The sequence below is a fragment of the Archangium lansingense genome (genome assembly GCF_026626635.1).
Lineage (GTDB): Bacteria > Myxococcota > Myxococcia > Myxococcales > Myxococcaceae > Archangium > Archangium lansingense.
On sequence record NZ_JAPNKA010000001.1, the window covers coordinates 13,375,579 to 13,399,334 of the forward strand.

The window sequence follows — 23,756 nt, forward strand, 5'->3', positions numbered from 1 at the left end:
CTTGGGGGTGGTGGCGGCGGCGGCTTGGTCATGGACGACTCCCTGGGCAATCGCCGCACTGTCCCTCAGGAAGATGAATTCCTCCAGCCCCGCTTCGATACGAGAAGCGCGGGCGGCACGGGAAATTCCAGCAGCACGGAGCGCCTGCTAGACTTGGGCGATGCCTTCCCGCGCTCTCGTCATTGTCGTGCTGTTCGCCTCGGCCCTCTGGCCGTTGCATGCACTGGCCTGCAGCAACTCGATGGACTCCAGCGCTGTCTTCACCTCGAACACCTTCTGGCTCGACCTGGTTCTCTGGACCATCGGCGCGGTGTTCTTGAACCGCGTGGTCATCGCGAATGTGTGGGGCCCCGCCACCGCGTCGCCGGCCGGCTCGTCATGGGTCGGCCGGTTCTTCTTCCTGCTCGTCGGCGCGTGTCTGGTCCTGCTGTTTGCCACGGTCACAGCCGGTGGTCCCGTCCTCAACCTCAGCGCGAACAAGATGTCCGGGTGTTTGACGAACCGCTCCATGCTCTGGGTGTTGATGGCCAGTCCCGCGGTAGTCTTCGTCCTGCAGGCCGTGGTCTTCCAGAAGTGGGACCAGCAGTTGTTTGGCGGCGATAGGCTGATCGCCCTCGCGGCGCTGGTGCTCACGTCGGTGGTTCTGGCGGGAGGGGTAGATCTGGCCCGTGAGTTGGTGGTTCTCCCCGAACTCTGTCGGCCCTCGGGCATCGTCGTCGGAGCCAACACGTACGACTGAGCCGCCTCCGAAAGCTCCCTCATGGCCTCTCGCTCCCTCTCTCTCGCTTACCTGGCCGGCACCGCGCTTCTGCTGGTGACGGCCGGTGGCGGCTTCGTGCTGGCCCGCGATGCCGATGTGCTGGCCCTGCGCCTGCCCACGAGGATCCTCGCGCCTACGAAACACTCGCTCGAGGGGCCGCGGGACGCCGTGGAGCACTTCCAGTGCAATCGGTGCCACGTGATGCCCGGCATCGAGCCGACGTCAGCACCCCTGAGCGAGAACTGTGTCACCTGTCACCAGGCCATCACCGCCGGACGGCTCGACCTCTGGTATCAGGAGGCGCACGTCGAGCAGTGGAAGCAGCACCTCACGCACCTGGTGCGGACCCCGGACCTCGGCTCGCTCGGCCAGCGGGTCAAGCGGAGCTGGCTCATCGGTTGGCTCCAAGCGCCGCATGTGGTGAGGCCCCTCTATGGGGCCACCATGCCCAAGCTGAAGATCGGTCCGCGGGAGGCCGCGCTCATCGCCGACTTCTTCGCGGTGACCGAGGAGGAGTCCGGGGAGCCCCCGCGAGGTGACGCGGTGGCCGGGCGAGCGCTCTACGAGCGGAGCCAGTGCGCGAGGTGTCACTACCGCGGAGACTCTCCGCTCGCGGCCCTGCGCTACGGCGCTCCGGAGTTCAGCAGCCCCTCGGCCCGGAGGCGAGCCCCTGATCTTCGATATGTGCGCAGCCGCATGTCACTCTCGCAGCTGCGGAGCTGGCTGGTCGAGCCGCAGCGAATCCTCCCCGATACCGAGATGCCCTCCTTTCCATTCACTCCGAAGGAGGTTGAGGATCTGGTGGCCTTCCTGAGTGAGCCACTGCCCGAGCCTGTTGCCATACCGCGTCCCGCGTACAAGCCACGGCTGCTCGAGCGCGAGGTGCATTACCCGGAGGTCGCGCAGAAGCTCTCTCGCCACCTCTGCTTTCACTGCCACTCCGACAGGAACCGGCCGGGTGACCAGGGTCCAGGCAACACAGGCGGGTTTGGCTACAACGGCGTCATGCTCGATCTCGCCACGCGGGAGGGCATCCTCCGTGGCGTCAAGCGCGATGGCCAGTTCCGCGGGTTCCCGGATCGGCTGGAGGACGGGACGCCCCGGCTGATCGCCAGCCTCCTCGCCCGTCACGCCGAGCTGGACGGGCACTATGACTCGGCGGTGATGGGCATGCCCCTGGGCTTCCCGCCCATTCCCGACGAGGAGATCGATCTGATCCACACATGGATCGAGCAGGGAGCCCCCGAGTAGGCGGAAGCCCCTCGGCCCCCCCGTGAGTAGGCCCCCAGTTGACGCACCGGGTACCTCCTGGAACCAGGGCTCGGTCCATGCGAACAAGAGCACCTGGCCATCCGTATGCGGGGAGGCCAGGAAGGAGCACTCATGGACGAGGAGAAGAAGTCCGAGGCGAGCGGGGAGGAACCAGAGCGGTTGGGGCCGTACCTGCTCCAGGAACAAGTGCAGCAGTCCCATGACAGCCAGGGGGAGCTCTACCTGGCCACGCACGAGACGAGCGGAGCCATAGCCCTGGTGCGTAAGCACACCGCCGAGGAGGGCGCGGCACCGCGAAAGGAGTGGCGGGTGTTTTTCGGCACCTGGGCCTCACTGGGCTACTCCGCCATGGAAGTGGAGCACACCGACTGGGCCAGGGCTCAGGACAGGCAGTCGGCGGAGTCGTTGCAGCTCACGTTGGAAGGTGTGCGCGAGGAAGTGCGGCGCATGCTCCGCGCCGTGTCTGACCCCCAGGAGCCCCGCCTCCGGTGGTGCCTGGGGATGGGCGTGGTGAGCGCCGCCACGGTGTGCGCCCTGCTCTTCGCTCTGGTGCGTCTGGTCCCCATGTCCCAACCCTCGACTGCCCCGCCAGCGCCCATGAGCCACGAGGTGCCCGCCGCAGCCGAAGTGCCGTCTTCCTCCATCGCTCGGGGGCTCGTGGACACCACAACACCCCAAGGACACACCGTGCTCGCCCGGCCTCTGCCGAAAGAGCCCTACAAAGGGCAGAAGCGCCCTCCCTGCACTCGCTACACCGAGGTGGAGCTCATCGGCGCGTGCTGGATACCTCACAGGTTGAAGGCTCCGTGCCCGGATTCTCTCCACGAGCACCAGGGGGAGTGCTACGTGCCCGCCTACAGCGCGAAACCACCGCCCCAGTCGCTCGGGCAGTGAGTGGCGCGGGCAGGAGACCTCCAACGGGACGTGTTCACCCCGCTGGAGTCCGCGGGCCATCCACGCTCGCGCATCACGGCGCTCAGGGTGCGCTGACTCAGGGAGACCAGGGGTCGACGAGCATGAAGGTCGCGTCCTCCTCGAACTCCCACCCGGCTCCTTCGTCGACGTATAGGAAGTCGTCGTACTGGCTGAGATACATGCCGGGGTAGTTGCAGGACTCGAAGCTGAGCTCGTAGGAGTCGGCCAGGCCGGGTCTCGGGCAGAAGGTCGCGTCCTCCTGGAAGTCGAAGCCGGAGCTCCAGGCGGACAGGTAGAGCTCCGAATTCTGATGTCGCAGGTAAGACCCCGGGTAGTTCCTGGACTCGAACGAAATGCACCGGGAGTCCGACAAGCCCGGGACGATCCGGAACGTCGCGTCATCCATGTCCCGGCCGCTGTCGATGTACGAGATCATCCCGCGGCTGTCGGCATGACGGACGTAGTAGTCGGGAAAGGCGTAGGACTCCAACGAGTAGAAGTAGCCCCGCTGGCCCGAGAGGGAGATGAGCCCGTCGATGCCGGCGCCCTCCAGGGAGGGACACCCTCGCGAGTACTCCTCGCCGCCGGACTCGATGACACACCCGGTGAGGCTCACCGCGGCAACCAACGACAACAGGCGCACTCCTCGTGCGGACTGGATGCGAATCATTTGACGACTCACCTTGATGAAGAAGATGGAGGCTCGGTTGCCGTGTGACGCGAGCTCGCTCGGGCTATTCACCGGAAGGTGAGGGCGGCAATGACAAGATGCGCCACTTCAACGTGGTGGCCGCCACCGACGACCATGCCTATGGCCAGGCCGCGAGACACCCAGCCTGACCCTTCGCCCCACCACGGCTCAGAAGGTACCGGCCAGGCCGAACGTCGTGCCGCGCGAGGAGACGTTCACCACGGGCTGGATGCGCCCCCCGTGCTCGCTGCTCTCATAAGCGATGAGGGAGCCGAGCAGCATGAGGGGAGGGCAGGCGAAGAGGCTGACGAAGGGGTTGCCCGAGGGGACGCTGATGAGCACACCGGCCGCGCCACCCAGGAGCATTCCCAGGAACGTGTTGCCCAGATCCGACCGGCCTCCCGTGACTTCCCCACCCCAGTACGTCCCCAGGGCCAGCCCGGAGCCAATGCCCACGAGGATGGGCGCGAGAAGCCCATAGCCACCGACGGAGCCAATGCCCGTGGGCCACAGCATGAACATGCCCATGTAGCCCAGGGCCAACCCGCCGGCCCCGGTCAGCACGCCGGCCCCTATCTCCGCCATGACGCGCAGGTCCTGGGCGGGGCGCTCCGCCTCGGGAGCGGGCGCGTCATCCATCAGCCGCAGGTTCGGGCGCGCGCCCGTGCCCGGCAGCGGGGCGGCGGTGGCGAGCGCAGACCGCTCGGAGGGTGCATCCGTCGGGAGGAGGGGAGCCTGCTCCGCGGCGAAGCCCAGGCGGGGAGCAATCAGCAGAACGGTGAGCAGCAGGGACATCCGGGAGAGGCGCGGGGGGAGCGTCATCATGGGAACGCTCCTTTGCAACGCGCGGGCCGCCCCGGCGCATGAGGGAGCCCCCGCGCCGGAGTGTGCAGCAGTCTGCGCGTGTGTACAGGGGACTCCGCTCCCGCGTGCACCCGCGAGAGAAGCGCCCCCCATCATCCGAGTCCGTCCGATTCAGGAGTCTCGACGGTGCGCCACCGCTGTCAGTTGCGTGGTGTCGACGCGGACGAAGATGGAGTCGCCCACTGCGGTCAGCAGCTCGCCGGCATACACCTCGCAGATGACCCGGCTCTTGCGGCCGACCTCGCCTTCGACCCGTGCGCGAAGGGTGAGCGGCACCCCCATGGGCGTGGGCTTGATGAACTTGACGCCGAGGTTGCCGGTGACGCATTCGATGCGCGGCAGACTGCCGGGTTCGCGGCCCTCGGCACGGTAGTGGTAGGCCATGGCCGTCCAGTTCGAGTGGCAGTCGACCAGCATCGCGATCAATCCGCCGTACACCAGCTTGGGCCAACCCACGTACCTGGCCTCGGGGATGTGCTCGGTGATGACGTGGATGCCGTCGGCATGCCAGTAGCTCTTGATGTGCAGACCGTCCGGATTGAGGCAGCCACAGCCGTAGCAGATGCCTTCCGGCGCGGCGATTTCCTGTAGGGATGGGGTTTCCATGGGGGCTCTCGGCTGGAGAATAATGGGACGAGACTACTCTCCGCGATGGGCGGTAGGGACGGTCAATCGCGGCAATCCGGCTGCACGCCGAGTTCCTTCGCCGCATCGCGCACGACGTATTTCTGCGGCCAGTCCATAAGGAACGGGTAGCCGGGGCCCTGCTGCTTACGGGCCAGGCTGAGCCCCCGCGCCCCCTTCTGTGGGGCCAACGTCACCCCCTCTTCGCGGCCAGCTCCTTGGCCGTCTCGACGAAGAGGCGCAGGGGCTCCGAGCGCTGTGCCCGACTCGGGAAGTAGAGGAAGAAGCCGGGCACGGTGGGCGCGTAGGCCTCCAGCACCCGTACGAGTTTCCCTGAGCGCAGCTGCTCCTGCACCGCGGGCTCGATGGCATACGCCAGCCCCGCCCCCGCCTCGGCGAGCGCCATGATGACTTCACGGTCGCTCGTGACGACGCCACCGCGCACGGGGACCCGCCAGTTCTTGCGCCCGCGCTCCAGCTCCCACGCGTAGAGCGCCCCCGTCGTCGGCGAGCGGAACGTGAAGCACTCGTGGCGCAGCAGGTCCTCGGGACGCTCGGGTGTACCGTGGCGCGCGAGGTAGGCGGGGGCGCCCACCACGATGAGGCGGAAGGCGTCGGTGAGCCGCACCTGCACCATGTCGCGCTCGATGGCCTCGCTCAGCCGCACGCCCGCGTCGTAGCCCTCGGTCACGATGTCCACGAGCCGGTTCTCGACGACGACATCCACCTCCACCCGCGGGTGGCGCGCGCGGAAGGTGGGCAGCACCGGCGTGATGACGAAGGGCACGGCGGCGTGCGGCACCGACAACTTCAGCCGCCCCACCACTTCGCCCGGCCGCGCCGACACCGCGGTGAGGGCGGCGAGCGCCTGGCCCATGGCGGGCCCCGCTGCCTCCACCAGGCGCCGCCCGGCCTCCGTTGGCGCCACGCTGCGCGTCGTGCGCGTGAGCAGCGTCACGCGCAGCTGCGCCTCCAGCTGGCGCACCGACTGGCTCACCGCAGAGGCGGAGACGCCCAGCTCGCGTGCCGCGGCGCTGAAGCTGCGGTGGCGCGCCACCGCGAGGAATACCTGGAGCTGGGTCATGGGGGCCGTCTTCATGGCGCGAGTCCCTTCGAAAGAGTCATGACGGCCCGTCCGTCGAGCAGGCTCCCCCATTATGAAGCATGGCTTCAAAGCCCATGCACGCTCCGGCACCTAGTTCGCCGCGGAGGCGGGAGTTACTTCTAGCGGCATCGAAGCAAACCACTCTCTCTTCGAGGAAGTAACACCATGCCTGGAAGAAGCCCCTCCATCACCCTGAACAACGGCGTCAAGATGCCGGCCTTCGGGCTCGGCGTGTTCTCGAGTTCGCCCTGACGGCGGAGGAGGTCGCGGCCATCGACGCGCTGAACACCGGCGTGCGCGGCGGCCCGCCCCCTGAGGTCGTCGACAGCATGCGCTTCTCCATCTCCATCCCGGACTGAGTGTCGTGCACCTGCCCGAGGCCGGGGTTCGCGGCGCTGGGTTGAGCTGGGTTGAGCTGTACCACCGAAGAGCAGCAGTCGTAGGACGATGAAGGGAGCACCACACATGCATTCGAAGAGGAATCAGCCCCAGCGTCCCGGCACGGCAGGAAGCAGCCGGCGTGACGTTCTCAAGGGTGCGGTGGCGATTGGTGCAACTCCGCTCGTGGCCGGGCTCGCGGGTTGCGTGGGGCCGAGCATAGGCGCCCCTCCTCAAGAGTCGACGGAGCCGCTCGGACGCCGCAGGCTTGGTCGGCTGGAGGTGTCGGCGGTCGGGCTGGGCGTCCAGAACATGAGCCGCAAGTATGAAACGACCATGCCGAATCGGCCCGAGATGCTCAACATCATCCGGGCGGCCTTCGACCGCGGTGTCACCTTTTACGACGCGGCCGAGGCTTACGGCCCTCATGAGGTGGAACGCATCCTCGGCGAAGGTGTGGCCCCCTTCCGAGATAAGGTCCAGATCGCAACCAAGTTCGGCTGGAACATCGATCAGGAGACCGGCGAGCGGCTCCCCGGGCTCAACAGCCGGCCGGATCACATCAAACGTGTGGTGGAGGGCATGCTGAGGCGCCTTCGCACCGACCGCATCGATCTTCTCTACCAGCACCGAGTGGACCCGCAGGTCCCGATCGAGGACGTCGCCGGTGCAGTCAAGGAGCTGATGGGGCAAGGCAAGGTTCTGCACTGGGGCCTGTCGGAGATGGGGCTCAACACGCTGCGCCGGGCTCACGCCGAGCTGCCCGTCAGCGCCGTCCAGAACGAATACTCCATGCTGTGGCGCGGGCCAGAGAGCGAGGTCATTCCGCTCTGCGAGGAGCTGGGAATCGGCTTCGTCCCATGGAGCCCGCTGGGGGTCGGTTTCCTCACCGGTGCCATCGACGCAAATACACGGTTCGCTCCCGGTGACATTCGCGGCGTTGAGGCCCGATTCTCGCCAGACAACCTGCCCCACAACCTGGCGCTCGTGGACCTGGTGAAGAGTTGGGCTCAGCGGAAGCAGACCACCCCCGCGCAAATCGCGCTGGCGTGGCTGATGGCGCAGAAGCCCTGGATCGTGCCCATCCCCGGGACGACACAGATGGCGCATATGCTCGAGAACAACGGCGCGGCTGCAGTTCGATTCACGCCCTCCGAACTCGCTGACTTGAATTCGGCGGTTGCCGCGATCCAGATCCATGGGCAGCGTCTGCCAGACGCAGTGCTGGTCTTCTCGGGCGTGGAGGCGCCGCCGAAGCCATGAAACTGCTGACCCTGACCGCATTGGCGCTCCCGCTCGTTGCCGCGGCCTGTACCCACACGAACAAGGCTGGGACCGTCTCGGGTGCACAGGTGCCCGCGGCCGCCCCAGGCGACGGCGCGCAGGCGCTGCAGATAGCCCGTAGCGGCTCGCAGCCGCCGCGCCAGGGACCTGCCGAGAACTTCACGGGGGACGTGCGCGTCGACCCGCTGTTTCAGGCGAAGGCGCCGTCACGCACCTCGGGCGCCTCGGTCACGTTCGAGCCCGGCGCTCGGTCGGCCTGGCACGCGCATCCCCTGGGCCAGGTCCTCCTCGTCACCGAGGGCGTGGGGCGGGTGCAGCGCTGGGGGGACGCCGTCGAGGAGATCCGGCCTGGAGACGTGGTCTGGATTCCGCCCGGACAGAAGCACTGGCACGGAGCCTCCCCTGAGCGCCGGATGACGCACATCGCCGTGTTGGAGCACCTCGACGGCAAGAGCACCGAGTGGATGGAGAAGGTCAGTGATGCGCAGTACGGCGCCCCCACGACGGGTGGCCGGCCACCGTCCGCCGCACCGGTGCGCTCGGGCCCCGGTGGTGCTGGGCAGCCCACCCGGGCGCAGACCCTCATCGGCGACTTCTCGCCCAAGATGGTCGAGCTCACCGACGGCGTGCTCTTCGGGGACATCTGGGAGCGCCCGGAGCTCTCCAAGCGGGACCGCAGCCTGGTGACCGTCAGCGCCCTTATCGCGATGAACCGTCCGGACCAGCTCCGGTCCCACTTCGCCCGGGCGCGTGAGAACGGGGTGACGCGAGAGGAGTTGATCGAAACCATCACCCACCTGGCGTTCTACGCGGGCTGGCCGAGCGCGATGACGGCGCTCTCGGTGGCAAAGGACGTCTTCGAAGGAAAGTGACGCCACCCAAGGAGCGCTGAAGCCATGAACCGAAGAGCACTCATCCAACTCTTTCTTGTCGCTAGCTCGATGGCGATGTCGTGCGCCTCGCCCACTACAGTGGGCGCGCCCCACCGCCGATCGCCGGACGCAACCGTCGTGAGCGTCGTGAACTACACCCCCACCGACGTCGTCGTTGAGCGAGTCACGTTCCCCAGCAAGGGAATCACGGTGGTGGGCAACCTCTTCATCCCCAATCGCATCGACAGGTCGAGGAAGCACGCTGCCCTCGTGACCGTCCACCCGTTCGGAGGGGTGAAGGAACAAACGTCCGGACTGTATGCCGCGAAGCTCGCCGAGCAGGGCTTCATCACGCTGGCCTTCGACGCGTCGTATCAAGGGGAGAGCGGAGGCGAGCCTCGCTTGATGGAGGTCCCTGCCGCGCGCGTGGAAGACATCCGCGCCGCGGTCGACTACCTCAGCAACCACCCGCTCGTGGATGAGAACCGCATCGGCGCACTCGGTATTTGCGCGGGGGGCGGGTACGCCTTGAATGCGACGCAAACCGAGATGCGCATCAAGGCCGTCGCTGCGGTCAGCACGTTCAACCTCGGAGCAGCCCGGCGGGAGGGAGTCGGAGGAACCATCTCGTACGAGGAGCGTGTGAGGCGCCTGCAGGAGGTGGGCAGGCAGCGTGCCCGGGAGGCACGCGGTGAGCCACTCAAGCTCGTTCCCGTCGTGCCGGACACGGCCGCGGAGATTACCGAGACGACGCCGACGCTCTATCGGGAGGGTTACGAGTACTACCGCACGTCGCGAGCGCAGCACCCCAACTCGCCCAATCGGTACGTGTTCACCACGCTCGGTCTGCAGATGGCCTTCTTCCCGTTCGAACAGATCGAAACCATCTCGCCGCGCCCCATCCTGCTCATCGGTGGCTCCAAGGCCGACACCCTGTACTGGAGTCAGGAGGCTTACGCGATGGCGAGGGAGCCAAAGGAGCTCATCGTCATCGAAGGCGCGACGCACATTGACATGTACGACAAGGAGCAGTTCGTCACGCCCGCCGTGACGAAGCTGACGGACTTCTTCATGAGAGCTCTGAGAGGGTAACCCAGATGCGCGAACAGCTGCCAGGACGGTTCATTCAGTGGTCGCTCGTCGTGACGAGCGTGGCGTTGAGTTCATGTGTGGGGCCGACCAGGACTGGCGCGGCGGCGTCGCCAGGCCTCGTGCTCCGGGAGCAAGGGAGCTTCGCCGCTGGCGGGACCGTCGTGACCAGCCCGGGGACCTTTGACCCGCTCCGTCCCTCGTCGGAGGGCGCGACGCTTCACGGGGACCACGCGTACGTCTTCTACCAGGTCCCAGTCGACGCGCGCCGACTCCCGCTCGTGTTCTGGCACGGAGCCGGCCAGTCTTCGAAGACGTGGGAGACCACCGCGGACGGTCGGGAGGGGTTTCAGAATATCTTCTTGCGACGCCGGTTCTCGGTCTATCTGCTGGACCAGCCACGCCGCGGTGATGCGGGACGCAGCACCGTTCCGTTCACGCTCCCGGCGACGCCGGACGACCAGACCTGGTTCGGCATGTTCCGAATGGGCGTCTGGCCGGACTACTTCCCCGGGGTGCAGTTCTCTCGTGAACCGGAAGCGCTCAACCAGTTCTTCCGCGCGATGACGCCGAACACGGGGCCCTTCGATGCGGAGGTGAGCGCGAGCGCCGTCTCCGCCCTGTTCGGCCGGATCGGGCCAGGCATTCTCGTCACGCACTCGCAAGGAGGTGGCCCGGGCTGGCTGGTCGTGATGCGGAACCCGAACGTTCAGGCGGTAATCTCGTATGAGCCGGGCAGCGGCTTCGTCTTTCCAGAGGGGGAGGTGCCTCCGCCGATGCCCAGCCTCACGGGGCCGCTAGAGGCCGTCGGCGTTCCGCTGTCTCAGTTCATGCCGCTGACCAAGATCCCGATCGTCATCTACTTCGGGGACAACATCCCGGAGGAGCCATCGCCGAATCCGGGGCAGGACAACTGGCGCGTTCGGCTCGCGATGGCGCGGCTCTGGCGCGACACCGTCAACCGCCATGGCGGGGACGTCACGCTCGTCCATCTGCCGGAGCTCGGGATCCGAGGGAACACACACTTCCCGTTCTCGGACACCAACAATGTCCAGATCGCGGACCTGCTGTCGCGGTTCCTTGCCGACAAGAACCTGGACTGAGGGCCCCGCTCATACGTACAGATGGAGACGGACACACGCCTGGGAAGGTGTCCTGGGAAGGTGTCAGACGATTCGTAGGAGACGAGGTGTCAAATCGAGTCATTTGACACCTTCCCCGCTAGGGGCAATGCGCCGTTACGAGTTTCGACCTTACCCAGAATTTTTGGGCCCGAGGGAGCAGGCCCGTGCGGTGAATGAGAAGGACGAGCGTTCACGGCGAGAGCAGTACCCAACACCAGTAGCGCGACGCGGGGCTGACTTCGGCGACTTGGAGTTACCTCCCTTGAAAGGGGGCAACATCACCAGCACTTCTAGCGGGCCCAGGTCCATAAGACCTGAGCCCCAATGGTCGGAGCGTATTGCTGTTCGACTAGCGCCTGGAGTTACGGCTCATTGCCAGCAGAATCTCGGAAACCTGGGCAGACTCCTGCGCTCGGGGCTCTAGAGCATCTGCGAGTTGAGACCTCAACTCCATGTAATGCTGGGTTGTCGTTCTCAGCGTCTCGGAGATCTGGGCAGCAGCCTGTGCAACTCCCTCCGTCACATTCTTGGCCACTGCTGTGATGGAATGAGAAAGATCCTCGCTCCACCTCTGATGCATCGCCGAGATGGACTCCGAGATTTGGATTGCAGGGGTGAGTGCATCCGCTATCAGCGACTCCGTTACGTCCTTGGGAATCGCCGAGATGGAGTCCGTCCATTCCTGGGAAATCGCCACCACGGGGAACCGCATCTCCACCTTCAGCGACTCGCGCAGCCCCCTGGTCCAAGCCGAGAGCAACGGCTCCAGTTGGGATTTAAAGTCCGGCAAACTCCTGAGCGTCGTGCCCAGACGCTCAAGGTCTACCTGCCGCTTGGCAAAGGTCCGTTCACTGGGGGAGCGCTTCCAGAGGACATGCATCCGCGCAGTCGAATACGACTCACCAGTACGCTTCATTCGCTCACGAATCGCGAACTTCAGCTGCTTGTTACCGTTCATTTGGTACCTCTTCGGGCATAGCAAAGCCGCTTCGCCGTGCACCGAGCTTGCCGCCCGCCTGGAGGTACAAACATCCGAGGACGCAGTCCCCTTTGCCCCTCATGAGTGGCCCCGCACGGAGAGCCACGAGGGTTAGGCGTGGATGCACGCCAGTGGCATCGAAGATGCCCTGCCCTGGCGTTCAGGTCAAGAATCCCACCACACGAATCCGAGCGGGGGGTCTTCCCAAATGCGCCATCTGCTACGGTGGACCGGAGAGGTCATCCACCCTGGCACTACTATCACCCCTCGCCCCGCTCGTTTTCATCGCCCTGACCCTTGGGCTGCCCTCTGCAGCCCAGACCCAGTCCCCTGCCCGCGAGCAGCAGCAGCGGCAAGTCGTCGTCCCGAGTAGCTCGAGCGAGCCAGTGCCGGAGGTGCGCGTGGCGGCGAACGTCGCCACCACCCTCGTCTTCGACGCCCCCATCGACCGGGCCTCGGTGGAAGTGTCGGAGCGCGCGACGCGCTTCCGGCTGGTGGATCCGGGCGAGCGCACCCTCTTCCTTGAGCCACTCGTCGCGCCCGGGGATGGGGAGCGGTTGGTTGTGCGGGTGCGATACAAGGACGGGTCCACCCCGGCGTATGCCACCGTCGCCCTCGTCTCCCACCCCACGCTGGTGGACACCCGGGTGGATGTGATGCGGCGCCCGCGCACCCTGGAAGCGCTGGAGGCGGCTCTCGCCGAGAAGGACGCGCAGCTCGCGGCGCTTCGAGTTGCTGGCAAGCCTGCCGGGCTCGTGTTTTCCGGGCGGCTCAACCTGAATGGAGTGCAGGCCCGACGCATCGAGAATTTGCCCACAGGCATTCAGAGTGGGCTGAAGGTACTGGGCGGAGAGGGGTTCCGCGCCGGCCCATGGGCTCTCGCCGTCGTCCGTGTGCTCAACCTTCCGGGGCAGCAGCCATTTGAATCAGGGCAGGCGCGCCTCACCAGGAGGGACGGCACCCCGGTGAAGGTGCTCTCCGTAGACATGAACAAGGCGCAGCTCGCGCCTGGTGAGGAGGGCCTTGTGGCGGTGGAGACGGAGGCGCCCGTCTGGAGGGCGGATGACGTCCTCCGCTTGGATCTACTCGACAAGAGCGGCAGCCGACGCCTGTCCATCCCCGAAGTGAAGCTGTAGGAGCGCGGGCCCATGACTGAAGCTCTGCACCCGGACCACCTCCAACCCGGCCACGTGGTGGGGTCCTGGCACATCGTCCAGGTGCTGGGCCGTGGAGGCTCCTCCCGCGTCTTCAAGGTGGAGCGCGACGGCCACTCCTTTTCCATGAAGATGGGGCTGCGCCCCCTCACCCAGTCCAAGGAAGACCTCCCAGAGGAAGAGTACGTGGAGGAGAAGAGCGCCTACCGGCAACTGGCGCGCGAGGCAGCAGCCCTCTTCACTTACTCCTCCCACCCCAATCTCCTGCGCGTGTACGCGGTGGACTGCTGGCCCAACCCCACCAAGGGCTACCCCTTCCTCGTCACTGACTTCGTGGATGGGGACACCTGGCACCAGTGGCGCTGGCGTAAGCCCCCTCACGCCGCCAAGCTGGTGGACACCTTCAGCGCCGTCGTGCGCACCGTGGGCGCATTGCACGCACGCGGCGTGTACCACCGAGATTTGAAGGCGGAGAACCTCCTCATCCGCCGCGAGGACGGCCGGCCCTTCCTCATAGATTTCGGCACCGTGCGTCTGCCAGGGGCTCTCACGAAGACGCTGGGCCTGCCCGAAGGCGTGCTTCACCTATTGCCGCCCGAGCTCATCGCCTACACGCGCACCGAGGCGTGGAAGCGGAACGAGCCCTTCCAAGGGGGCGCGGCTGTGGACCTGTACGCACTGGGAGTGCTGCTCTACCAAGCCCTCACGGATTTGCATCCCTTCGACCCCGAGCTGCCGGACAAGGAACTGCTGGCCGCCATCGCCGCCGTGCCGCCAACACCACCCCACCTCCTCAACCCCCGGGCGCCGCGCTCCCTCAGCGACATCGCCATGCGGCTGCTGGAGAAGAAGCCCGAGGACCGCTACCCCAGCACCGAGTCGTTGCTGCAGGCACTGGAGAGGGCCGCCGAGCAGGAGAGGCAGTCGCCCGCCTGGAAGGTGCCGCTCTTCGCCGCCGAGGGCAACTCGTCGCTGCCCATGCCCAAGGAGGAGGCGGAACCGCCGACCCAGCCGCCGGAAGCCGCGCGCGAGGCCCCGGAGGAGTCACAGCCTCCCAAGGAAACCCAGGAGGAGGCGCAGTCGGCGGCGCCTGGCCGCCCGCGGCGCGCAAAGTGGTCCCTGGTCCTGTTCGCGAGCCTGACCACGCTCGGCCTTGCCTTGTGGCTGGTGCACTCCACACTCGCGCCCCCACCCGAGGCGCTGCTGCCTGGGGCTGGTTCCGAGAAAGGAAACCTACCTGTGTCCACCCCTTCCCGCTCCACTCCCTCGCATCTCCTCGCCGCATGGCTGTGCGCCGCCGTCGGCATCGGCTGCCCCGCCGTCCAGGTAAAGCCCCCGGAGCCCGCAGACTGCCCCAAGGAGGCGACCGAGGCCATGTTCCAGGAGTTGAAGGTTCAAACGGCCAGCCTGCTTCGGGCAGTTGTGGACATCAACCAGCCCGGAGACACGAGCGAGGCGGGCGTCTACCAGGACGGCCCCGTTATTGGACGCCTCACGGTGGGAGATGGCAACCTGCCCGAAGGGACGCTGCTCCACGGGCGTCTCTGGACAGGCCCCGGCATTTACGACATTGCCGGGGACGTGGAGCGTCCGGCCGTCATGGGCCGCTACACCCTGGCCGTACTGCCCGATGGGCGGAAGTACCCGGTGTGCATCGTGCTGGGCGACCCGAGCGACGGGCGTGTGCCCCTGCATGAAGGCTCCAAGGCCGGTGCCGGAGTGCTGAACCGGGAGTTGCCCGTGAGCGCTGTCTGGCGCTGGCCGTGAGAGACATGGCCCTTCGGGGCCGCCTGGATTGAGCAGCGAGGCGGCTCCTCGCCTTCCGGACCTCGTCTGAACAGGCGACTACAAGTCTACGAAAACGCAGTCCTTCACCAGGACGTTCATCATGAGTCCATCCACGCGCCCGCGGATGCCGACGGGCGTACCCTTGGAGAGCGACGCCGCTTTCTGAGCGTGGGCGTCGCTGAATGCGCACTGCACCACGGGAATCTCGAGCTGCTGGCCGGTGCCGACAGTCACAAAAATCTTGCCGAGGATGTCCCGCTTCACATCCCGGACGTAGCCGGCCGTCTGGATGACGCGGCCCTTGAAGTGGGAGTCCGCCCGGACCTCGTTGTCGCGGTACTCAGAGAGGATCTCGCGGAGGTGCACCATCTTCACGGCCTCGTCAGGCAGTGAGCTCATCTGGGATGCCGACGTGCCGCCGTTGTTGCGCGCCTTCACCACCGCGGAGACGCAGGTGCCGAAGAAGCACAGGCCGAAGAGTCCCGCGAGGGCGAAGGCCACCTTCTTGCCGACGGAGGCGCCCCGAGGCGGGGGTGCTCCGCACTTCGGGCAGGCTGCTGCATCGGACGCCACGTCACCGCCGCACTGCTTGCACTTCACCAGCGCCATTCGCGCTCTCCTGGGAGGGGTGTTGTCGCCACTCTCACGTCGCTAGAGACACGACGCTAGCGACGTGGCCTGTCCGTTGTAGGTGTTCCTACGGTCTGCCGCAAGATGCCGCTGCGGCCCCGCCAACGCCGACCCGAACGGGCGGAGCAGTACGAGAGCGCCGCCTACCGCGACCTACAGGCGCGGCTGGCTGCGGCCGTGCGGCGTCTGCGCGAGGAGAAGGGCTGGACGCAGGAGGAGGCGGCGCACCGCTGCGGCATGACGACGCGCCTCTTTCAGCGTGTTGAGGGCGAGGACGTGAACCTCACCTTCACGACGCTCGCCCGTCTCTGCGAGGGCCTTGGCGCGGACGTGGTGCAGTTCCTCAAGCCCCTCAAGTGAAGCCCCGCCAGATGGGCGCGTTTCTTCACCAAGCCCCAGTCACGAAGAACAGACAACTTGTTACTGCATCCTACCAGCTAAGGTCACTTGTGCTCTTGTGATGCCAACGGTTTGAGATCGATAAGCTCGTAGAGCCTGCGCTCTTCCTCAAGCAACTCCTGCGCTTCGAGGCTCTCCACCACAGTTGCGACATAGCGCTCGCTGATGGTCGCTCCAGATGCCACAGCAAGCGCCTGAAGCGAGATCTTGCCTACAATACTTCGCTTATCTTCTTCCACCCATAGTTCAAAAACTCTAGTTCGGCGATTCAAACCAACGAGCGTTGCAACCACAACCTCTTGCCTGCTCTCTTTCAGTTCCGAGCGCAAAATGAATGCGGCTGCGGCGCGTGCTTCTTCGGAATTCAGTCGAGCCGTTCGATATGATTTTGTTACCGGCGCAGCCCACTCAACTGCGAAGGACACCCCATCATGCGCCACAGTCGAAAGAAAGCGGCTATAACGTTGAGCAGCACGCGCCCCGATAGGTTTGAGGATTTCCCTGAGTCGGTCTTCGTCTGCCTTGGCATCCACCAGGGTAAAGAGATTCTCCAGCGCAATGGAGAGGGCTGAGTGGCCAAACAAGTCGCCATGGCTTGCCGCCGTAATTTGCACGCCGAATGAACCGTAAAAGGTTCCTTCGATCAGTAGTGCCGTTTCACTCGAGCGAACCTTCTTCTGTTGCTTCCACGTTGCGTCACCCTTCTGCATTGCAGGGATTGCGAGCGCATCGATGGAATGTTGAAAGTCAGAGAAGATATGCCCGACACTGTCCATCGGAGCCCGACCCGAACTTGAGAGATCCGGGAAAAAGAGCTTGAGGTCTAGTGCATCTCTGCCACTGGCTGCCGCGCGTTGCTTCGGCCTACTCACTTCGGGAACTGGGAAATGCTCACGACAGGTTAGCCGTTCGCCCTTTTCCGGCAACCAAGCCGCGTCGATCTCCTCGTTCGAAATATTGCGCAGTTCACTCGGATGTTGGCCTCTGAAATCGGTCAGCACCCATACGCGCCCACTCTCTGACCAACTGAACGCAGAGGCGAGATCTTCTTCACCAGCGCGGACATCCAACAAGCGTGCTCGCGAAACCGGGACCAAGAGCCACCGGTCTAACGCCGAAGCCTCCTCGATCAAGAGAACCAGGAAAAACTGCTCCGCGCCGTTTCGACAGGAGAAGAGGAGCGGCCTGTCGTAGAACTCGTACGTCTCGACCAAGTAGAGCGTGCCGAGTGCCGTATCTGAAGGGAGCAAATTCATGATTCGCTCTCGGCAACGACCTCAAAAAAGAGGCTTGGATCACAAGATGTGGGCTTCCACCAAGTGGTGTGAGTCGGCTCCCATCCTTGAGTGAGTTTCGTCACCCCCATGTGGGGATGCAAAGACCCCTTTGCGATCAAATCAGCTTTTTTTGCCTTGATGCGTTTTTTAAGGCGGACAGCATCTTGAATCGTTCTGTGAACGGAGAGTCCTCGAGCTCTACAAGCTACAGATCGATCCGGATCTTCTTCGTAGCTCGCTCGACGATGAGGATTCATCTCCCACATCGATACGAAGTCAGCGCTCGTTGGGGGCGAGGACTTGACCAAGCGAAAGACCTCGCCAGACGCAGCAGTAGCGTCAGCAGGAGGGCACCCGGTGGGGAAGTCGCTTGGCCAAGTCACGAGGGCAGCGTACAAGAGTGAAGATCGCAGGAAAATCCCCTTTGCAGGTGAATGTGACGGACCAATCGGTCCTCCCCTTGGTCCCTCCCCTCTGTTGCCCGCAGCTCTCGCCCTCTGCAGTCGGGGGATAGGGGTCGGTGAACTCGGGATGGCCACAGTCGTTCTTACGGCCCACCATCCATGGTGGCCCGCAGAAGTGTTCCGATGCCCTCGAGCAGCCGGTAGTACATGTACTCGGGCACCGGGCCGAACGCCTTGAAGCTGGAGGCTATCCGCTCCACCTGCCTGCGGGGCCCATGCACCAGCAGGGCGAGGAAGCCGTAGGCGAGGTGGACGAGCTGAACCATGCGCTTGAGCCCCGTCCACGTGAGGGCGCGCACGTCCTCCAGGTCGAAGCCCTGCTTGGTGAAGCGGTTGGCCTCCTCCACGCCCCATCGCTCCAGGTAGATGTCCACCACCCGGCCAGCGTCCTCCTTCGTCTGCACGTCCTCGGTGGTGAGGATGACGAGCGGCTTCAGTCCCATGCCGCGGGCGACGACGAGGGAGTAGCGCCTCTCGCCCACCTTCTTCTTGGATGGCCGGCCGCCCGAGGTGTACTCGGGCAGGTGTACGTCGCGGACGAAGCCGAGTTGGAGCTCCTTCTTCTTCCAGCCTGTGCCCTCGCGGCGGTGGAACTTGATGCGGTGGGTGTGAGGCTGCGGCAGCAGCTCCATCACCTCGCTCACCTTCATCTGCCCCTCGGGCGTGTGGAGGAGGCGGTCGTTGCTCACCTTGAGGCGCACCGCGTAGGAGATGGCGAGTTCGTCGAGGCGCCGCATGAAGATGTGCCCGTCGAAGCCGGAGTCGAAGACCCAGAAGGCGTCGTCCGGTACGTGCGGGCAGACGGTGGCGACAGCATCCAAGGCACTGGCGTTCTGGCTCCGGAAGTCGGGCGCCGCCTGCGAGAAGAGCCGGGAGAGGAGCGGCAGGCGCCGGCCGCGCACGCCCACGGCCTCCACGGAGACAATCTGGTAGCCGGTGACGATCTCGTCCCTGGAGCCGTCGTGGACCTTGTAGAGGTAGGGCATTTTCCGGGCACGCGACTTGGCGATGTCGGTGAGGTCCACCGCAATGACGGGCCGCGGGTAGCGCTCGTCCCGGAGGATGGGGGCGACCAGGCGCAGGTAGTCCGCCTCCACCGCCGCGTCGTCGTACCTCTCGCTACCCAGGTTGCGAGAGAGGCGCTTCTCGGTGTGGATGAGGCGGCGCGGCTCGTCCAGGGCCCGGCCGATTTGGGAGAGGAGGACGCTCCGGTTCTCCACCAGTCCGAAGAGGGCCTCACGCAGGAAGCGGCGGCACGGCTTGTAGAGCCGCCCGCCCACCGTCTCCACGTAAGCGTCGAAACGCTCGGCGATGGACTTCTCGCGAGGCACACCTCTCCCGACGCTGGACTCGTGCGCCGGTGGTGCCTACGTTTCCTGTGTCCCTAGCCGGACAGGATCGTGGCCCAACAGCCTCGTTCCAGCAGTGAAGGGAGTCAGGGCTGTTGGCGCAGCACTGTCTCCCGGATTGAGGGCTGGGCCTTGGCGGGCTCGGCCCTTTCTCTTTCCCGTCTCCTTCGGCAGCACCTCCTTCTCGGCTTCAGGCCCTCTGGCCCGGTTTGCCGTGCAGCAAACTCGTTACTCAGAGCGCTCCACCCCACTCATTCGGTAATGCGGTGCAGGCTGTCCCCGAAGATGGGATCGCCGCGCTCAACGTCAATGGCGGGTAGTGATCAGCCCCCGGTGCGGGAGCCGTGTTGCCGACACCACGCACCACGTTGCCTCGAGCAACTGCACGACGCTGCGCAGAAGAGCGCGCGCACGTGCCTGCGAGGAGGCCGGGGCGGACGCCCTTACGCGTAAGGGCTCGGGAAGGAGCAGCGTCCGGGCCTCGCAGCGACACAGCAGGTGTCGGGGCCACACGACGCAGGGGAGAAAACGGAAGGAGAAGCAAGCTCACCACGGTAACTGGAGAGCTTGCCCGAGAATGCCTCGCCCTTGCCGCAAGAAATGACACTCGGATTTCGAGTCAATCACTTACATTTCGGTGCTAAGAGGGTGTTGAACAGGGGCGGTCAGGCAAGCCGGCGTAGCATGAGCTTTATCATGCCCAGGTGGATGAAAGCTTCGGAAGACTCCTCCTTGCGCTCGTAGTCCTTGGACAGACGTCTCTCGCGATTGAGCCAGCCGAAGGTGCGCTCGCCAATCCAGCGCTTGGCCTGCACGACGAAGCCTCTGTCCTTGTCCGAGCGTTTCACCACCTCGAGGTTGATGCCACTCTCCTTGGCCACCTTCTCCACCTGTTCCCCCTGGTAGGCTCCGTCTGCCCACGTCTTCTGGAGCATGGGGTACTCCTGCGCAGCCATGGGGAGCACGGCTTGGACCGCATCCCTGTCCTGCACATCCGCCGTCGATATCCACGCCACCAGCACCAGGCCCAACGTGTCCACAAGCAGGTGGCGCTTGCGCCCCTTTACCTTCTTGCCTGCGTCGTAGCCCTTCGTTTCCGCCTCTTCCGTTGTCTTCACGCTCTGGCTGTCGAGGATGCTCGCGGTGGGTTGTGCCTTTCGGCCGGCCTTCTTGCGCACCTTGACTCTCAGCGCGTCGTGTATCCGTTTGAGGGTTCCGTTCTTCTTCCACAGGTCGAAGTAGTGGTAGACGAGCTGCCAGTCCGGCAGGTCGTGCGGCATGTAGCGCCACTGCGCCCCCGTGTGGGTGATGTAGAGGATGGCGTTCACCACCTCCCGACGCGGATGCAGCACCTCCTGGGGTCCGCACTCGCTGGCCCGGACAAAGGGCTCCACCAACGCCCACTGCTCGTCGTTGAGGTCGGTGGGGTACGGCTTCCTGGCGGGCATGGGAAGGTCGCTCATGCCTCTTGAGGTAAGGACGCCTCCCCGAGGGCACAACTTGCCCGGTCATATCCACGACCCTACCTTTCTGGACGGTAACCAGGAGGTGGTGCGGCAGCGGACGTGGCGGCAGCGGCAGAGCAGGAGTCGTCCACCAGCGTGGTGGTCGGTACGGGTGCGTGCGGCATCAGGCGCATGCACTTCGTGCCCCGACCGCGAACAGTGGGCCATTGTTCGGAGCGATCAGTCCGCCCAGTTCAACAGCCTCTAACAGTCATGCCGTATAGCTAGAGGGGCGGCCGGAGGCACCCCGGCGAGGAAAGAAACGTCCCGAGGCGCGACGCCGGGCTTCAGAATTCTGGGTAAGGTCGAAGTTACGAGTCCTTTGACACATTCCCGCAGGCATGATTGCCGAGAGAGCCGCCGCTCTACTCCTTGGCCGCGTGCCCACGAAGCCCGCTTCCTCCGCGCGGCTGCCCGTGGGCCAGGGGACCCATCATCGGGCGCAAGGAGGCCCCATTTCATGACGGGAATGGGCCCGGGTAACGTGTCTGCTCATCAACAGGGGGTTCTTGATGGCGCTACACGCGATCGGCTGCGGACTTCGTACCCAGGTGGTTTCAACCGGTGTTGCTTTGACGCTCCTCTTGACGGGGTGCGGTGGAAAGGAAAACCCGGGCGGCACCCCGGACGGTGGCACCACCCTCCCTCCGGGAGACAGCGCTCCGAAGCTGTCGGCGGACCTCACGGGCGAGTTCGCGGCCGGCAATTTCCGGCTCATCATCTACTTCGAACCGAAGAGCCAGGAGAACGAGCCGAGCCAGGCTGTGCTGGGTGATGGCGACATCAATGTGATCGCGCTCAGGGGCACCACCAACATTCCCCTCACCCGCGCCGAGGTTCTCGCGGACGGCGTGCCGGTTCCCATGGTGCCGGCGCATGACGGGCACGAGTCCGACTTCGCATCCGACGTGCCTCTCGCCTCGACCTATGAGTTCAACATCGAGGCCGGGGCGGGGAACTCGGTGAACCGGCTCGTGCTCAAGCCGCGCGACGTGATGGCCCCCCACGCCATCACGGCTCCTGCGACGGCCGCCGTGGGCAAGGACTTCACGGTCACCTGGTCGCCCAGCGGCCCTCGCTATGTCGCCGCGCGTGTCAGCATGTTCAGACAGGAATATGAGTCAAAAAACTTGAGCGACTCGGGCAGCCACACGATTCCGGGGGCGAGCATCACCCGCCCGACGGAAACCTTCATGGAGACCCTCATGATCGAACGCGAGAGCGTTCTGGGGATCGCCGGACTCGGCGGGGGCAGTGGAATCGATTACACCTACCAGTCCTACCTGCGATTTCCTGTCACCCCGTAGCGTGGGCTGCGATGAACTTTCAAGAGCGACTGAAAGCGCTCACCGACCTGCTCGGGCCGTGGTCTGAGCTCTGGTCACGTTCCATCCTCCAGAACTGGCCGCAATCCGGAGCCGATTATCCCGAGTCCTGGCTGCCCTACGCTGAATCACTCGACGAAGCGGGCGAAAGGATGCTGGATGATGGGGAGCTTCCAGGTGAGCCTCCCCGGTCGCTGCATTCGCTCGTGCTCGGCCTTCGTGAACTGACAGCGCTGCCCTGGCATGAAGGCGTTCAACCTCTGACGACCGCGGACGCGCAGGGACTCAATGCCAAGAAAGTCCATGAGATCGAAAGGGTCCTCTCCCTGCTCGGACCGAGAGCCAAGGCGATTCATCAGGCGGTCGACATCGGTGGCGGCATGGGACATCTCGCTCGTCTCTGTGTCAGGACGTTCGATTGGACCTTCCACAGCATCGATCGTGATGCTGCTTTGCAGGAGAAAGGCCGAGACTGGCTGCGAAGGGCCCGGACCCTGCCACGAGAAAAGCTGTCTTTCATCCACTCCTCCGTCGAAGACGGGCCGCAGGGTGAGATTGATCCGCTCTTCTCCGGTCAGGACCGGGTCTCGATTGGCCTACACACCTGCGGGTCGCTCGCGCTGACGCAGCTTCGCAAGAGCCAGAAGGCAGGGCTCCTCCTGAACTTTGGCTGCTGCTACGACCAGATGGATGCCGCACGGGACTACCCTGTCTCCCGCTTCGGGAAGGCCCAGGCGCTTCCCATCACCCGACGTGCCCTGTTCCTGGCGACGCGTGGACGACACCACAAGACCGAGGAAGAGTTCGCGCTGATGAAACGCGTCAACGCGCAACGGTTCGCGCTCCATCTCCTGCTGAGGCGAAAGTTTCCCGCGCTCGGCTTCGTGCGGGCGGGGGACGCACCCAAGACGCTCTATGCCGGGAGTTTCGCTGTCTATGCGCGTGATCGTCTGGAGCGCCTGCAACTCGATGTCGGTATGACGGAAGCCGAGCTGAATTCCTTTGAATCGTCCGCTCGCCCCGAGACGAGGCGCATCTTCCTCTGTCATCTGCTGAGGGATCGCTTCGCGAGGGCGCTGGAGCTCGTGATTCTGCTCGATCGCGCGCTCCTCCTCGAAGAGATGGGCTTTCAGGTCGAGCTCCTGCAGGTCTTCGAACCGCGCCTCTCCCCCCGCAACATCGCCCTCATCGCGTCAAGGGCAACCTGAGCGTTCAGTCCCGCATGTAATGGCAGGTGTAGCCGCCCGGGTTCTTCACCAGGTAGTCCTGGTGGTAGTCCTCGGCGGGGGTGAACCTACCCGCGGCGACGATCTGCGTGACCACCGGGCGCGGCCACTTGCCCGACGCGTTCACCCGGGCCTTCACCGCCTCGGCGGTCCGGCGTTGCTCGTCCGACAGGTAGAAGATGGCCGAGCGGTACTGCGTGCCCACGTCGTTGCCCTGGCGATTGAGCGTCGTCGGGTCGTGCATGCGGAAGAACCACTTCTCCAGCAGCGCCTCGTACGTCAGCAGCTTCGGGTTGAAGACGACGCGCACCGCCTCCGCGTTGCCCGTCTTGCCCGTGCTCACGTCCTCGTAGGTGGGGTTCGCGAACACCGACGAGCCGCCCGTGTAGCCCACGTCCGTGCTGATGACGCCCGGAATCTTGCGCAGCAGATCCTCCATCCCCCAGAAGCACCCGCCCGCCAGGTACGCCGTCTCCGTGGTGGCCTCCTCGACGCTCGCGGACTTTACCTGCGCGGCCTCGCTCCGGGAGGGTTTCGCGTCCGGCGGCGCCCCCCGGGCCTCGGTGCACGCCCCTGCCACCATGAGCAGAGCCAAGGCCACGGGCAGCAGCTGACGTGCCCCCCTCGCCGAAGCGGGACGGACACGGGGAGAGACAAGGGAAGAAGACATGGACTCGGGCCT

At 65.3% G+C, this 23,756-nt stretch carries 24 protein-coding genes; 13 read left to right on the plus strand and 11 right to left on the minus strand.

The window, feature by feature from the left end; genetic code table 11:
* Nucleotides 1–160 precede the first annotated feature (160 nt).
* The 3 genes from OV287_RS54120 to OV287_RS54130 all read left to right on the plus strand — a co-directional run bounded on the left by OV287_RS54120 (nucleotide 161) and on the right by OV287_RS54130 (nucleotide 2,926).
* Complete coding sequence (locus OV287_RS54120) at nucleotides 161–739, plus strand: hypothetical protein (protein WP_267541938.1); 579 nt, start codon at nucleotides 161–163, stop codon at nucleotides 737–739.
* Between the two features lie 21 nt (nucleotides 740–760).
* A complete protein-coding gene (locus OV287_RS54125; RefSeq protein WP_267541939.1) occupies nucleotides 761–2,011 on the plus strand; it encodes a c-type cytochrome in 1,251 nt (416 codons plus the stop codon).
* Between the two features lie 132 nt (nucleotides 2,012–2,143).
* The gene (locus OV287_RS54130) at nucleotides 2,144–2,926 is read left to right on the plus strand and encodes a hypothetical protein (protein ID WP_267541940.1); all 783 of its coding nucleotides are present in this window, start codon (nucleotides 2,144–2,146) and stop codon (nucleotides 2,924–2,926) included.
* Between the two features lie 97 nt (nucleotides 2,927–3,023).
* Here the strand turns inward: OV287_RS54130 and OV287_RS54135 are convergent, their stop codons facing one another.
* Nucleotides 3,024–3,617, minus strand: a complete 594-nt coding sequence (locus tag OV287_RS54135; protein WP_267541941.1) for an AbfB domain-containing protein — start codon at nucleotides 3,615–3,617, stop codon at nucleotides 3,024–3,026.
* A 44-nt stretch (nucleotides 3,618–3,661) separates the two neighbouring features.
* Here OV287_RS54135 and OV287_RS54140 point away from each other — a divergent pair, with 44 nt between their 5' ends.
* The gene (locus tag OV287_RS54140) at nucleotides 3,662–3,787 is read left to right on the plus strand and encodes a hypothetical protein (RefSeq protein ID WP_267541942.1); all 126 of its coding nucleotides are present in this window, start codon (nucleotides 3,662–3,664) and stop codon (nucleotides 3,785–3,787) included.
* 19 nt (nucleotides 3,788–3,806) lie between these two features.
* On the opposite strand, the gene OV287_RS54145 is transcribed toward OV287_RS54140, so the two are convergent.
* From OV287_RS54145 to OV287_RS54160, 4 genes are all read right to left on the minus strand, one after another.
* A complete protein-coding gene (locus OV287_RS54145; RefSeq protein WP_267541943.1) occupies nucleotides 3,807–4,463 on the minus strand; it encodes a hypothetical protein in 657 nt (218 codons plus the stop codon).
* A 150-nt stretch (nucleotides 4,464–4,613) separates the two neighbouring features.
* On the minus strand, nucleotides 4,614–5,108 hold the full coding sequence (locus OV287_RS54150; RefSeq protein WP_267541944.1) for a PaaI family thioesterase: 495 nt from the start codon (nucleotides 5,106–5,108) through the stop codon (nucleotides 4,614–4,616).
* Nucleotides 5,109–5,170: 62 nt separating this feature from the next.
* A complete protein-coding gene (locus OV287_RS54155) occupies nucleotides 5,171–5,317 on the minus strand; it encodes a hypothetical protein (protein ID WP_267541945.1) in 147 nt (48 codons plus the stop codon).
* Between the two features lie 2 nt (nucleotides 5,318–5,319).
* Nucleotides 5,320–6,225: a LysR family transcriptional regulator gene (locus tag OV287_RS54160; RefSeq protein WP_267541946.1), complete on the minus strand. Its 906-nt coding sequence runs from the start codon at nucleotides 6,223–6,225 to the stop codon at nucleotides 5,320–5,322.
* 471 nt (nucleotides 6,226–6,696) lie between these two features.
* Here OV287_RS54160 and OV287_RS54165 point away from each other — a divergent pair, with 471 nt between their 5' ends.
* Genes OV287_RS54165 through OV287_RS54180 form a run of 4 tightly spaced genes read left to right on the plus strand, consistent with a single transcriptional unit; the run spans nucleotide 6,697 to nucleotide 10,957 of the window.
* Nucleotides 6,697–7,872, plus strand: coding sequence for an aldo/keto reductase (locus OV287_RS54165; protein ID WP_267541947.1), 1,176 nt, complete (start codon nucleotides 6,697–6,699; stop codon nucleotides 7,870–7,872).
* Nucleotides 7,869–8,765, plus strand: a complete 897-nt coding sequence (locus OV287_RS54170) for a (R)-mandelonitrile lyase (RefSeq protein ID WP_267541948.1) — start codon at nucleotides 7,869–7,871, stop codon at nucleotides 8,763–8,765. The genes OV287_RS54165 and OV287_RS54170 overlap by 4 nt, the downstream gene beginning before the upstream one ends.
* A gap of 24 nt (nucleotides 8,766–8,789) precedes the next feature.
* Nucleotides 8,790–9,857 carry an alpha/beta hydrolase gene (locus OV287_RS54175; RefSeq protein WP_267541949.1) on the plus strand — a complete coding sequence of 356 codons (1,068 nt, stop codon included), beginning with the start codon at nucleotides 8,790–8,792 and terminating at the stop codon, nucleotides 9,855–9,857.
* 5 nt (nucleotides 9,858–9,862) lie between these two features.
* Entirely contained in the window at nucleotides 9,863–10,957 is a 1,095-nt protein-coding gene (locus OV287_RS54180; RefSeq protein WP_267541950.1) for an alpha/beta hydrolase, read from the plus strand.
* A 370-nt stretch (nucleotides 10,958–11,327) separates the two neighbouring features.
* Here OV287_RS54180 and OV287_RS54185 read toward each other — a convergent pair whose 3' ends face one another.
* On the minus strand, nucleotides 11,328–11,936 hold the full coding sequence (locus OV287_RS54185) for a hypothetical protein (protein WP_267541951.1): 609 nt from the start codon (nucleotides 11,934–11,936) through the stop codon (nucleotides 11,328–11,330).
* A gap of 311 nt (nucleotides 11,937–12,247) precedes the next feature.
* On the opposite strand from OV287_RS54185, the gene OV287_RS54190 reads away from it, so the two are divergent.
* Complete coding sequence (locus tag OV287_RS54190) at nucleotides 12,248–13,093, plus strand: DUF2381 family protein (RefSeq protein WP_308809853.1); 846 nt, start codon at nucleotides 12,248–12,250, stop codon at nucleotides 13,091–13,093.
* Between the two features lie 12 nt (nucleotides 13,094–13,105).
* Complete coding sequence (locus OV287_RS54195) at nucleotides 13,106–14,878, plus strand: serine/threonine protein kinase (protein WP_267541952.1); 1,773 nt, start codon at nucleotides 13,106–13,108, stop codon at nucleotides 14,876–14,878.
* A 78-nt stretch (nucleotides 14,879–14,956) separates the two neighbouring features.
* Here the strand turns inward: OV287_RS54195 and OV287_RS54200 are convergent, their stop codons facing one another.
* Nucleotides 14,957–15,508, minus strand: a complete 552-nt coding sequence (locus tag OV287_RS54200; RefSeq protein WP_267541953.1) for an OB-fold protein — start codon at nucleotides 15,506–15,508, stop codon at nucleotides 14,957–14,959.
* A 105-nt stretch (nucleotides 15,509–15,613) separates the two neighbouring features.
* On the opposite strand from OV287_RS54200, the gene OV287_RS54205 reads away from it, so the two are divergent.
* A complete protein-coding gene (locus OV287_RS54205) occupies nucleotides 15,614–15,889 on the plus strand; it encodes a helix-turn-helix domain-containing protein (protein ID WP_267541954.1) in 276 nt (91 codons plus the stop codon).
* Nucleotides 15,890–15,972: 83 nt separating this feature from the next.
* On the opposite strand, the gene OV287_RS54210 is transcribed toward OV287_RS54205, so the two are convergent.
* The 3 genes from OV287_RS54210 to OV287_RS54220 all read right to left on the minus strand — a co-directional run bounded on the left by OV287_RS54210 (nucleotide 15,973) and on the right by OV287_RS54220 (nucleotide 20,481).
* Nucleotides 15,973–17,184 (minus strand): DUF6575 domain-containing protein, encoded by a 1,212-nt coding sequence (locus tag OV287_RS54210; protein WP_267541955.1) that lies wholly within the window; start codon nucleotides 17,182–17,184, stop codon nucleotides 15,973–15,975.
* A 568-nt stretch (nucleotides 17,185–17,752) separates the two neighbouring features.
* The gene (locus OV287_RS54215; RefSeq protein WP_267541956.1) at nucleotides 17,753–19,000 is read right to left on the minus strand and encodes a transposase; all 1,248 of its coding nucleotides are present in this window, start codon (nucleotides 18,998–19,000) and stop codon (nucleotides 17,753–17,755) included.
* 683 nt (nucleotides 19,001–19,683) lie between these two features.
* On the minus strand, nucleotides 19,684–20,481 hold the full coding sequence (locus tag OV287_RS54220) for an IS5 family transposase (RefSeq protein WP_267534913.1): 798 nt from the start codon (nucleotides 20,479–20,481) through the stop codon (nucleotides 19,684–19,686).
* A 554-nt stretch (nucleotides 20,482–21,035) separates the two neighbouring features.
* Here OV287_RS54220 and OV287_RS54225 point away from each other — a divergent pair.
* A complete protein-coding gene (locus OV287_RS54225; protein ID WP_267541957.1) occupies nucleotides 21,036–21,830 on the plus strand; it encodes a hypothetical protein in 795 nt (264 codons plus the stop codon).
* 11 nt (nucleotides 21,831–21,841) lie between these two features.
* Nucleotides 21,842–23,056: a methyltransferase gene (locus OV287_RS54230; protein WP_267541958.1), complete on the plus strand. Its 1,215-nt coding sequence runs from the start codon at nucleotides 21,842–21,844 to the stop codon at nucleotides 23,054–23,056.
* 4 nt (nucleotides 23,057–23,060) lie between these two features.
* Here OV287_RS54230 and msrA read toward each other — a convergent pair whose 3' ends face one another.
* Entirely contained in the window at nucleotides 23,061–23,744 is a 684-nt protein-coding gene (gene msrA / locus OV287_RS54235; RefSeq protein ID WP_267541959.1) for a peptide-methionine (S)-S-oxide reductase MsrA, read from the minus strand.
* Between the last annotated feature and the right edge of the window lie 12 nt (nucleotides 23,745–23,756).

What these genes read in the sequence shown, in the direction of transcription:
- OV287_RS54120 (WP_267541938.1), top strand. Translation starts at nt 161, where the DNA reads ATGCCTTCCCGCGCTCTCGTCATTGTCGTGCTGTTCGCCTCGGCCCTC.
- OV287_RS54125 (WP_267541939.1), top strand. Translation starts at nt 761, where the DNA reads ATGGCCTCTCGCTCCCTCTCTCTCGCTTACCTGGCCGGCACCGCGCTT.
- OV287_RS54130 (WP_267541940.1), top strand. Translation starts at nt 2,144, where the DNA reads ATGGACGAGGAGAAGAAGTCCGAGGCGAGCGGGGAGGAACCAGAGCGG.
- OV287_RS54135 (WP_267541941.1), bottom strand. Translation starts at nt 3,617, where the DNA reads ATGATTCGCATCCAGTCCGCACGAGGAGTGCGCCTGTTGTCGTTGGTT.
- OV287_RS54145 (WP_267541943.1), bottom strand. Translation starts at nt 4,463, where the DNA reads ATGATGACGCTCCCCCCGCGCCTCTCCCGGATGTCCCTGCTGCTCACC.
- OV287_RS54150 (WP_267541944.1), bottom strand. Translation starts at nt 5,108, where the DNA reads ATGGAAACCCCATCCCTACAGGAAATCGCCGCGCCGGAAGGCATCTGC.
- OV287_RS54160 (WP_267541946.1), bottom strand. Translation starts at nt 6,225, where the DNA reads ATGAAGACGGCCCCCATGACCCAGCTCCAGGTATTCCTCGCGGTGGCG.
- OV287_RS54165 (WP_267541947.1), top strand. Translation starts at nt 6,697, where the DNA reads ATGCATTCGAAGAGGAATCAGCCCCAGCGTCCCGGCACGGCAGGAAGC.
- OV287_RS54170 (WP_267541948.1), top strand. Translation starts at nt 7,869, where the DNA reads ATGAAACTGCTGACCCTGACCGCATTGGCGCTCCCGCTCGTTGCCGCG.
- OV287_RS54175 (WP_267541949.1), top strand. Translation starts at nt 8,790, where the DNA reads ATGAACCGAAGAGCACTCATCCAACTCTTTCTTGTCGCTAGCTCGATG.
- OV287_RS54180 (WP_267541950.1), top strand. Translation starts at nt 9,863, where the DNA reads ATGCGCGAACAGCTGCCAGGACGGTTCATTCAGTGGTCGCTCGTCGTG.
- OV287_RS54185 (WP_267541951.1), bottom strand. Translation starts at nt 11,936, where the DNA reads ATGAACGGTAACAAGCAGCTGAAGTTCGCGATTCGTGAGCGAATGAAG.
- OV287_RS54195 (WP_267541952.1), top strand. Translation starts at nt 13,106, where the DNA reads ATGACTGAAGCTCTGCACCCGGACCACCTCCAACCCGGCCACGTGGTG.
- OV287_RS54200 (WP_267541953.1), bottom strand. Translation starts at nt 15,508, where the DNA reads ATGGCGCTGGTGAAGTGCAAGCAGTGCGGCGGTGACGTGGCGTCCGAT.
- OV287_RS54205 (WP_267541954.1), top strand. Translation starts at nt 15,614, where the DNA reads ATGCCGCTGCGGCCCCGCCAACGCCGACCCGAACGGGCGGAGCAGTAC.
- OV287_RS54210 (WP_267541955.1), bottom strand. Translation starts at nt 17,184, where the DNA reads ATGAATTTGCTCCCTTCAGATACGGCACTCGGCACGCTCTACTTGGTC.
- OV287_RS54220 (WP_267534913.1), bottom strand. Translation starts at nt 20,481, where the DNA reads ATGAGCGACCTTCCCATGCCCGCCAGGAAGCCGTACCCCACCGACCTC.
- OV287_RS54225 (WP_267541957.1), top strand. Translation starts at nt 21,036, where the DNA reads ATGGCGCTACACGCGATCGGCTGCGGACTTCGTACCCAGGTGGTTTCA.
- OV287_RS54230 (WP_267541958.1), top strand. Translation starts at nt 21,842, where the DNA reads ATGAACTTTCAAGAGCGACTGAAAGCGCTCACCGACCTGCTCGGGCCG.
- msrA (WP_267541959.1), bottom strand. Translation starts at nt 23,744, where the DNA reads ATGTCTTCTTCCCTTGTCTCTCCCCGTGTCCGTCCCGCTTCGGCGAGG.